The 9151-nt window shown below is 35.0% G+C and carries 6 protein-coding genes; 2 read left to right on the plus strand and 4 right to left on the minus strand.

The window, feature by feature from the left end:
* Positions 1 to 148 (minus strand): SsrA-binding protein (locus ACLTBU_RS16720; RefSeq protein ID WP_412220123.1); only part of this gene is annotated, 148 nt, incomplete at its 3' end.
* A gap of 256 nt (positions 149 to 404) precedes the next feature.
* Between ACLTBU_RS16720 and ACLTBU_RS16725 the strand changes: the two genes are divergently transcribed.
* The gene (locus ACLTBU_RS16725; protein WP_412220115.1) at positions 405 to 1595 is read left to right on the plus strand and encodes a coenzyme F420-0:L-glutamate ligase; all 1191 of its coding nucleotides are present in this window, start codon (positions 405 to 407) and stop codon (positions 1593 to 1595) included.
* A gap of 132 nt (positions 1596 to 1727) precedes the next feature.
* Here ACLTBU_RS16725 and ACLTBU_RS16730 read toward each other — a convergent pair whose 3' ends face one another.
* Positions 1728 to 3359 (minus strand): hypothetical protein, encoded by a 1632-nt coding sequence (locus ACLTBU_RS16730; RefSeq protein ID WP_412220117.1) that lies wholly within the window; start codon positions 3357 to 3359, stop codon positions 1728 to 1730.
* Positions 3360 to 3582: 223 nt separating this feature from the next.
* Between ACLTBU_RS16730 and ACLTBU_RS16735 the strand changes: the two genes are divergently transcribed.
* Positions 3583 to 5199 (plus strand): DUF4838 domain-containing protein, encoded by a 1617-nt coding sequence (locus ACLTBU_RS16735; RefSeq protein ID WP_412220118.1) that lies wholly within the window; start codon positions 3583 to 3585, stop codon positions 5197 to 5199.
* Between the two features lie 67 nt (positions 5200 to 5266).
* On the opposite strand, the gene ACLTBU_RS16740 is transcribed toward ACLTBU_RS16735, so the two are convergent.
* Complete coding sequence (locus ACLTBU_RS16740; protein ID WP_412220120.1) at positions 5267 to 6580, minus strand: sodium-dependent transporter; 1314 nt, start codon at positions 6578 to 6580, stop codon at positions 5267 to 5269.
* A gap of 497 nt (positions 6581 to 7077) precedes the next feature.
* A complete protein-coding gene (locus ACLTBU_RS16745) occupies positions 7078 to 9081 on the minus strand; it encodes an immunoglobulin-like domain-containing protein (RefSeq protein WP_412220122.1) in 2004 nt (667 codons plus the stop codon).
* Positions 9082 to 9151: the final 70 nt, after the last annotated feature.

A 9151-nucleotide genomic window follows, 5' to 3' on the forward strand; every position in this document is an offset into this window, starting at 1 on the left:
CCTTAACGGAACCACTGCCTTGGCGGATGGATTTTACTTCTGTTCCAACAAGTACGATGCCTGCTTCAAACGTTTCTTCTATAAAATAATCGTGATAAGCTTTTTTATTTTGTGCAACAAGCTTATAGGCATTTGGATTTTTCGCCATGACCGTTCTCCTTCTTTCTTATATAGTGCATAAGTTATTATACCATATCTCTATTAACTTTCAAGTGACTTATTTTACTACCTATTCATCTTTTTTCCTGCCTATGATAAGGACTTGTAAAAATGATATAAGTTTTTCTTATAGATATTATATCATATCTTTATTTTACTTATAATCATCTATAAGGTATAGTACAATAGTAAGTTTACGTTTTCTGTAATTACTAAAAATTCATTTTATAGAGGAGCGATTTTACATGGAAAGAATGGTAGGAACAGTAGCAAGAGGACTTCGTGCCCCAATTATTCGTGAAGGAGACGATATTACATCTATCGTTGTAGATAGTGTATTAAAAGCATCTGCATCTGAAGGATTTACTATTCAAGATAAAGACATTGTAACCATTACAGAAGCCGTTGTAGCACGTGCACAAGGTAACTATGCAACAGTAGATGCAATTGCTACAGATGTAAAAGCTAAATTTGGCGAAGCTACAGTAGGCGTAATTTTCCCTATTTTAAGCCGCAACCGCTTTGCAATCTGCCTTCGTGGAATTGCAAAAGGACTAAAAAAAGTAGTGCTTATGCTTAGCTATCCATCTGATGAAGTAGGAAATCACTTAGTAGATCTTGATCTTTTAGACGAAAAAGGTGTTAATCCTTGGACAGACGTATTAACTGAAGCAGAATTTAGAAATTTATTTGGTTACAATAAACATACTTTCACAGGCGTTGATTATATCGAGTACTACAAATCTTTAATCAAAGAAGCTGGTGCTGAGTGTGAAGTTATCTTCTCAAATAATCCTAAAACAATTCTTGATTATACAACGAATGTTCTTACATGTGATATTCACTCTAGATTTAGAACAAAACGCATCTTAAAAGCAAATGGTGCAACTAAAGTTTATGGACTTGATGATATACTCGTAGAATCTCTAGATGGCAATGGCTATAACGAAGCTTACGGACTTCTTGGCTCTAACAAAGCTACTGAAGAAACAGTTAAACTTTTCCCTCGCAATTGCCAACCTGTAGTAGATGCTATCCAAGCTGCTCTTAAAGAAAAAACAGGTAAAACAGTAGAAGTTATGGTATATGGTGATGGCGCTTTCAAAGACCCAGTAGGGAAAATTTGGGAACTTGCCGATCCAGTTGTTTCTCCTGCCTTTACAAAAGGCCTTGAAGGTCAACCAAATGAAATTAAACTTAAATATTTAGCAGATAATGATTTTGCACATTTAAGTGGGGATGAACTTAAAAATGCCATCTCTGAGTATATTAAAAACAAAGATGCTGACCTTGTAGGTAATATGGCATCTCAAGGTACTACACCTCGTAGATTAACAGATCTTATCGGTTCTCTTTCAGACCTTACATCTGGTAGCGGTGATAAAGGAACCCCTATTATTTACATTCAAGGTTACTTTGATAACTATACAAAATAGATTATCTTTATAAAATATTCACTTTTAAGGATTAAACTGTTGTTTATTACCTATATGTAAAAACACTTTCTTAAAATTTAATATGAAAAAGGATGTGCTCATGTAAAATGTAGCACATCCTTTTTTATGTTCTTATTTTCCCTGTACATCTACAAAGATAGGATTACCATAAAACCATAAATCTGAATAGTTATGATCATTAATTGAGTCCGCTGATGGTCTTTCTTTCATTTCATCTCTTAATGGATTACCCATTTCATCTGTTTGACCTTCTGCGCTTACTTCTAAATTTGTCCCTCTTAAACGGTAATAACGGTCTTTATCTGCTTTCACAGTGAAAGTAAGTGTATTGTATCCCTCTTCATCTGTTGTCCAATCTTCACTTGTAAAGGTTTGAATAACTTTTGTTGTTTCATTTTTATCATTTGTATACGCTTCACTGTTTGGACTAATTTTACCTGTTACTTCACCTGAAATTAAATCTATATGGTCTACAGCAACCTCATTAGTTGTGGCAGTATCTGTACTAAAGAGTGTTTGATAGTTATTTACTTCTGGACTTTTAAAGCGTACTGTAAGCGTCACTTCTTCACCTTTTTGTACCTTTAAAGTATCACCCATCTCTACTTCTTCACTTTTGCCTTTTGCTCTAAAGTCTAGGGCATCAATTAAATCACCTGTTACAGCGAAGGATTTACCTGAACGAAGTCCATCTGCTAAATCTTTCATAGTATTGCCTTCTACCCATGTATAATTTCTGGAGTATTCACCTGGCCAATATCCACTATAAGAACCACCTGTAGGGTCTTTTCTTACTTTAAAGTGGAAGTCAGAGTTAGCGAAAGTAAAGAATCTTCTTCCTTCTCCAAGAAGGGCATCCCACATGCCACCTACTTCAGCTAGCATGCCATCTGCACCACCATAAACTTCTTTACTTTCACCCCTGCCATCGTTAGACATCTGATTGCCTAAAATCCCTTCAAAACCAAATACAATATTTGGTGCAATATCATTCATTCTACGAATATCTTCTATTTTGAGTTCAGATTCTCCACCATTTTTACGTGCTGGATGATTGATAAGTACATAGCTGTCTGGATAATTCTCTTTTAACCACCCAATGGCATGGAAAGTATTTTCTTTTATATTTTCATTGTAACGTTTACCATACTTTTCAGTTTCTTCATTTGTAAAGTATGTATCTTTTGTTTCCTTACTATAACGGTATTCAAATTCTTTAATACCTTCTATCATTTGCTCTTCATTTGGAGCAATAATCCCTACAGCAGCATGGTCAAGCCCTAGCATATCCCATTCAAATCCTGAGAAGATTAATTTATCTTCGTATTTCCCCTCTTCCTGAAGTGCTTTCACCTTATCAATTTCCTGCTGTAACCCCTGATAAAAAGCAAGGTCTTGTGTCTTTCCATCTGGATTTCTAAAAGATGGTCTAAGGTGGTTAGCAAGTACAAGATAATCAAAAGCTGCACCATCTGCATCTGTTGTTTGCGTTGGAAGTTCCCAAGGCGCTGCCTGACTCCAGCTTTCTGATGTAAAGTCTGCCTCTTTAAATGCTACATCTAATATATGCTCTGTTGTCGTGATTTTCTCACCTGCATCTTTCGACTGAGTTGTATGCGTATGGTACTCTCCACTCATCCATTTGCCTTCTTCATTATTTTTTGCCAGAAGCGGCATTGTATTTTGCATAAGCATTATAGTTGCAAGTGATAGTGCTACAACAAATTTCTTATTTTTATTCATGTTCATCTCTCCAAGTATCTTTCTAGTTTTTTATGACTTTAAGTATCATAAAAAATGTATGTTAAATACTTATATGAATTAGGTTAAACATAGGTTAAATCTTTCAAACTTTCATTAACTTTTCTAAATTTATTTTTATTAACTTAATATTTTATATTTTTATTTTGTATGTTATACTAAAAAAGACTTTATATTTTTTTAAATTCTAGGGGGATTTAATACTATGTCATTTCATTTTTCATCAGAAGGCAGACCTTTATGTGCTATTTTGAGTACAACTTCTGCCCAAGAAGCTGCAGAAATTTTACAAGACTATCTATCACGTATTACAGGTACCTTTTTTGACATTTATACAGGTGAAGGTCGTATACCTTCCCACTTATCTATCATACGCTTTATTCAAACAGATGCCTATTCACACACTGGTTTTGCCTATGCCATTACTGAAGATGGTCTATGCTTTAGCGGTGCTTCTAGTGAAACTTTCGTTTATGCCGTTTATGATTTTCTTGAACGCATTATAGGCTGTCGCTACTATACATCTACTGCAGAATACATTCCACAAAACACTAATTTATCTGCCGATTTCGAGCCTTATAGTTTCATTCCACTTATTGATTACAGGGAAATTTACTATAAAGACTTTGAAGATAGAGTTTTTGCTAGAAAACATAAAGCTGCTCAGAGTAAAGTCCATGAAGGCTGGGGCTTCTGGTGCCACTCTTTCCAATTTTTACTTCCTTCCAAAGACTACTTTGAAGAGCATCCTGAATACTTTGCCCTTCTTAATGGTAAACGTCACCCTGCTGGTGAGCCATGCTTAAGCAATCCAGAAGTAAGACGTATTATGCTAGAGAACTTACGTAAATTTATAGATGAAAAGCCTGAATGCCGATACTGGTCCATCAGTCAAAATGATGATAATAACTATTGCCAGTGTGAAGCTTGCAAAGCTATAGATGACTACGATGAAAGTCCTATGGGTTCTGTCCTTAATTTTGTAAACTATATTGCAGATGAAGTCCCTGATAAAGTGATTTCTACACTTTCTTATTGGTATACAAGAAAACCACCTAAACATACAAGACCTCATAGCAACGTACATATTATGACTTGTAATATTGAAGCTGGTCGCGGCCTTCCTATTGAGGCAGATCCTGCTTGTAAAGAAAGCAAGGAAGAACTAGAATTTTGGGCAAATATTTCTGATCATGTTTCTCTATGGGACTATAATATTCAGTTTAGAAACTTAGTTAGTCCTTTCCCAAATCTTAGAACACTTGCACCGAATATGCAGTTCTTCGCTAAAAATAAAGTTAAACTTCTCTTTAGCCAATGTAACCGAGAAATAGGCGGTGAGTTCTCTGAACTTCGCGGCTACCTTTTGGCTAAGTTAGCTTGGGATCCTTACTGTAATGTAGAGGCTCATATGGAAGACTTCTGCAAAGGTTATTATAAAGAAGCTTCTCCTTATATTTTAGAATATATTAAGTGCCTCCATGATGCTCAGGACAAATTTAGTAAGCGCCTAGACATCTTCGGTGGTCCACAAGATGCTAAGAAAACTTTCCTTACCCAAAAACTTGTACAGCACTATGACAAACTCTTTGCTATGGCTAAAGAAGCCGTAAGCTATGACAAAGAACTCCTACTTCGCACCGAGACAGCCTACCTTCCTGTACTCTATGCAGCCATTGTGCTTCAATATGGTTCTCGCAACAAACGTCTTGAACGCATTAATCAATTTGCTCGTATCGCCCGTGCTACTGGTCTTAAGATGGTAGAAGAATGGAAAATTACCGTTGACCAATTTGTAACAGATGCTTTAGCAGAATTATAAAGAAGAAAGCGTATAGTATGCCTTTTAAATCCTGGCACACTATACGCTCTTTTATTAATCTTTTTTATTAGCCAATGCCACCATATGCAACACCTAATACAATGACTGCTACTGTAATGCCTACAAATACATATTTACTAAAGGGAATAAAGACCTTACCAAGTGGTCTTTTAGCACCTTGATTAATAGACTCTAATACTTCTTTTCCATCTAATAAATAGAAGAAAGTTACAGCTACAATCAGTGCTGCTACAGGCGAAATCACAATGGTTACAAAGTCTGCAAATTGATTAAAGGCTCCAATGTTAGTTGCTAATGGTACTGCTGCTACAAAGGCAATGCCTCCAATAATACTACATGCCATAACACGTGAACATTTTGTCCATGCCATTAAAGCTTCCATACTTCCTTCTAGCATATTTACTGAAGATGAAATAGCTGCAAAAATAATACTTAAGAAGAATAGAGTACTTAAAATACCTCCATAAGACATAGATTGAAATACCTTTGGTAAAGTAATAAATAAAAGTGAAGGTCCTGCTGCCGGGTCAAGTCCAAAGGCAAATACAGCCGGCATAATCATGAAAGATGCAAGTAAAGCTGCAATAGTATCAAACAAAGCTGTACTTATGGCGGCACTTGGTATATCAAACTTCTCACTAATGTAGCTCCCATATACAACCATACCGCATCCATTAAGGGATACAGTAAAGAACGCCTGTCCAAGTGCCATAACCCATGTTTCCACTTTAAATAAGTATTCCCAGTTTGGTGTGAGTAAGTACTCTACCCCTGCTAGTGCGCCTGGTAATGTAAGACCTCTAATAGTTAAAACAATAAAGAGTATAAATAACAGCGGCATAATCCATTTATTTAATTTTTCAATACCTTTTGTTACACCTAAAGAAACAATAACTACTGTTATAAATAGTGCTAAGAAGAAATATGGCACTGTACTTGTTGTGCCTACAAAATTATCAAAGTATGTCGTTACATCTATCGTCATAATTTGACCTGTTACACTTAAGAAAAAGTATTTTAAAATCCATGCAATGACAACGCAGTAAAACATAAGTACACCCATGAGGCCTATAGGAGGAATAAGACCTACTATTTTACCACCTTTTAATCCGTGTTTTTTAAAAGTCTCCTGTATACCTGTAAAAGACCCCCCCTTAAATAATCGTCCAAACGCAAACTCATTAATAAGCCCTGTTGAACCTAGTATAAAAACAAAAATAAAGTATGGAATAAGAAATACAGGCCCACCATACGCCCCCAAACGGTATGAAAACATCCAAATATTTCCCAGCCCTAAAGCTGCTCCTACACAAGAAATAACAAAACCAAATCTGTTTGAGAAATTTTCTCTCTCCTTCATATTAAACCTCCCTGTTTAAAGTATGTTATATTATTTTGATAGGCAAAAAGTGGATATGACCACATTTCTGATTCAAGAAAAGTAAAACTTTCCTAGACTATAAAAAAAGAAGGCCACATAGTCTTTACTATGCAACCTTCTTGTCTTTAAAATAACGAAAAGGCCACATAAGATTTTCTATGTGACCTTCTTTTTTATATGTCAAAGGAAGCCATCATAGATACAAAAGCTGTAACAGTTTGTACCTATGATAAAAGCCTTTCAAATCATAAATACAAACTTATCTATAATAGCCATAATAAAACTTATTCATTTCGAAAGTTTTGTAATTAATAGTTAAGTTCATTTTTATTCTCCTATAAATAATATTTACATAAGTTTAATCTATTCTAACTATATTGTCAAATGTTTTTTTATTTATTTTTTAATCTATCAAAAAGGCTACATAGTTTCCTATGTAGCCTTCTAAAAAAGGAATAGTTAATATGTGCTCGTTATTACTCTACTGTTACTTCAATTGTTTGAGTTGCTTCATTACCTGCATAGTCCGTTACTGTAAGTGCAACATTATATGTACCAGGTGTTGTTGTATCAAGTTCTGATAAATCTGCTACAACTTTTGCTTTAAGATCTAGACCATCTTTATCTGTTGCTGCTTCAACAAAATCATTGCCCCAATTTACTTTTGATGTATCTTCATCTTTTGCAAGAGTTCTGTATCCTTCTTTAATAGTTAAAGTTGGAGCTTGTGTATTCTTATCATCATAAATAACAATATTAATTTTCACTTTACCTTCATTATCACTTGAATCTTTAATTGTTCCAACTACACCAGCTGTATAAGCGCCTACTGTATTAAAGTCTGCTGCTGTTGTATCAAATACGATTTGTTCTTTATCAAGTTCACCATCTATATTGTCAGCTACAGTATAGTTTTCATTCCACTTAATACTATTTGGATCTGTTCCCACTGGGAAGCTATATGTTTTACCCGCTTCAATTTCAGTGAAAGCTGGTGCAATGTTATCTTTAACTTCTGTTGTATTTAAAAGTGCCTCTACACTACTGATCTTATCTGTAATAATGTTTTTCTTAGCTTCAATAGCTACATCATAACTTGGTGAACCACCAATGCCATAAATAGCATCTCCAGCAATACCCATGAAATCCCAATACACGCCTGTCATATTAGAGAATTCATTAACAAATGATTTTTCAATACTTTCGAAGTAGATTTCTTCCATGTCAGTACCAATTTCTGGATGGAAAAGGTCAATTGATAAGAATACTTTTTGCTCTTCACCCTTTAATTCTTTAGTAATTTCACCTTTCTCTTTCATATACATTTCATAAGTTTGAATAGCAAGAGGAATTTTTTCTTCATCCACACCTCTTAAGATTGCCCAAGTTTCTCCACCTGTACGTACTTGGCGGTAGTTAGGATCATCAAATTCCATATGATCTGGTCTTGGGAATGGAATGAAACCGATTGATTGTCCACGTTCTGCTGCTTTAGCTGCTGCTTCACTTGAACGCCAGTCTTCAATATTTGTAAATACTGATTCCCCTTTATTAAATGGTTCTCCTTGTGCATTATATGGCCTATTACTTGTACCTTCTTTTAATTCGCAAACTAAAAGTTTTTTATCAATAAGTTTTTGAACATAGGCTACGGCATCTTTTGTTGCTTGAGACTCTATTCCAAGGCCATCATCACCGTAAATGCTGCCACCTGCAGAATGCATAGCTTGAATAAGGGTTTCTGTATAGTCTGTTCTATAGGCATCAATACGTTTTTCTGGTCTTTCTGGAGCTTGGCTATTTGCATAGTGTGCTTCGATTTTTGCTAAGTAATCTTCAAATGTACTCCATGTCCATTTACCAGCTTTGTAAAGATCTGTTGGATAAACAGTTTTCCCATTTTCTTTTAACGCATCTACTTCTTCTATGTAATTGATATTATAGAAAAGTGGTGATAATGGTGTACAATGATCACCTGCTACAGCAAGGAAGTAGTGTTTTCCATAAATAGGCGCTGGTGCATCCTCTTGGAAATACTCTAAATATTCATCAAGTGGTTGAAGAATATTTTGACCTAAAATAATTCCTTGTGAGTTTGCATAAAGGTTAACAACGTCTGCTACAGGATCTCCAGCCATTACGCTTTGAAGTAATACTTCTGTTGTTTCTCCTGGGAACTGTACCCACTCGATTTTTACATTTAATTTATCTTCAACTCTTTGCATTGCCTCGAGTGCAATTTCACGATCTTCATCATTCATTGCATAATTCCCTGTAACAGGGTCTTTATAATCTGGATTCATACTATTACCAGCATGTGAACCAATACGAATGACTACAGGATCTCCCTTTTTATTATCTGCTTCTTGTTTTGTATCAGTTTGTTCCTTACTTGTAGGTGATCCACTTGGACTACATCCTGTTACAGTTACACCCACTGCTAAACCTAATACCATAAGTTGTTTTAATTTTTTTACCATGTATCTTCCCCCTTGTACTCATAGTGTGTTTTAAATTAAGTAACTTTCTATAAATAATATACCATAAATT

This window comes from Zhenhengia sp., from assembly GCF_046966505.1.
GTDB lineage: Bacteria > Bacillota > Clostridia > Lachnospirales > Cellulosilyticaceae > Zhenhengia > Zhenhengia yiwuensis.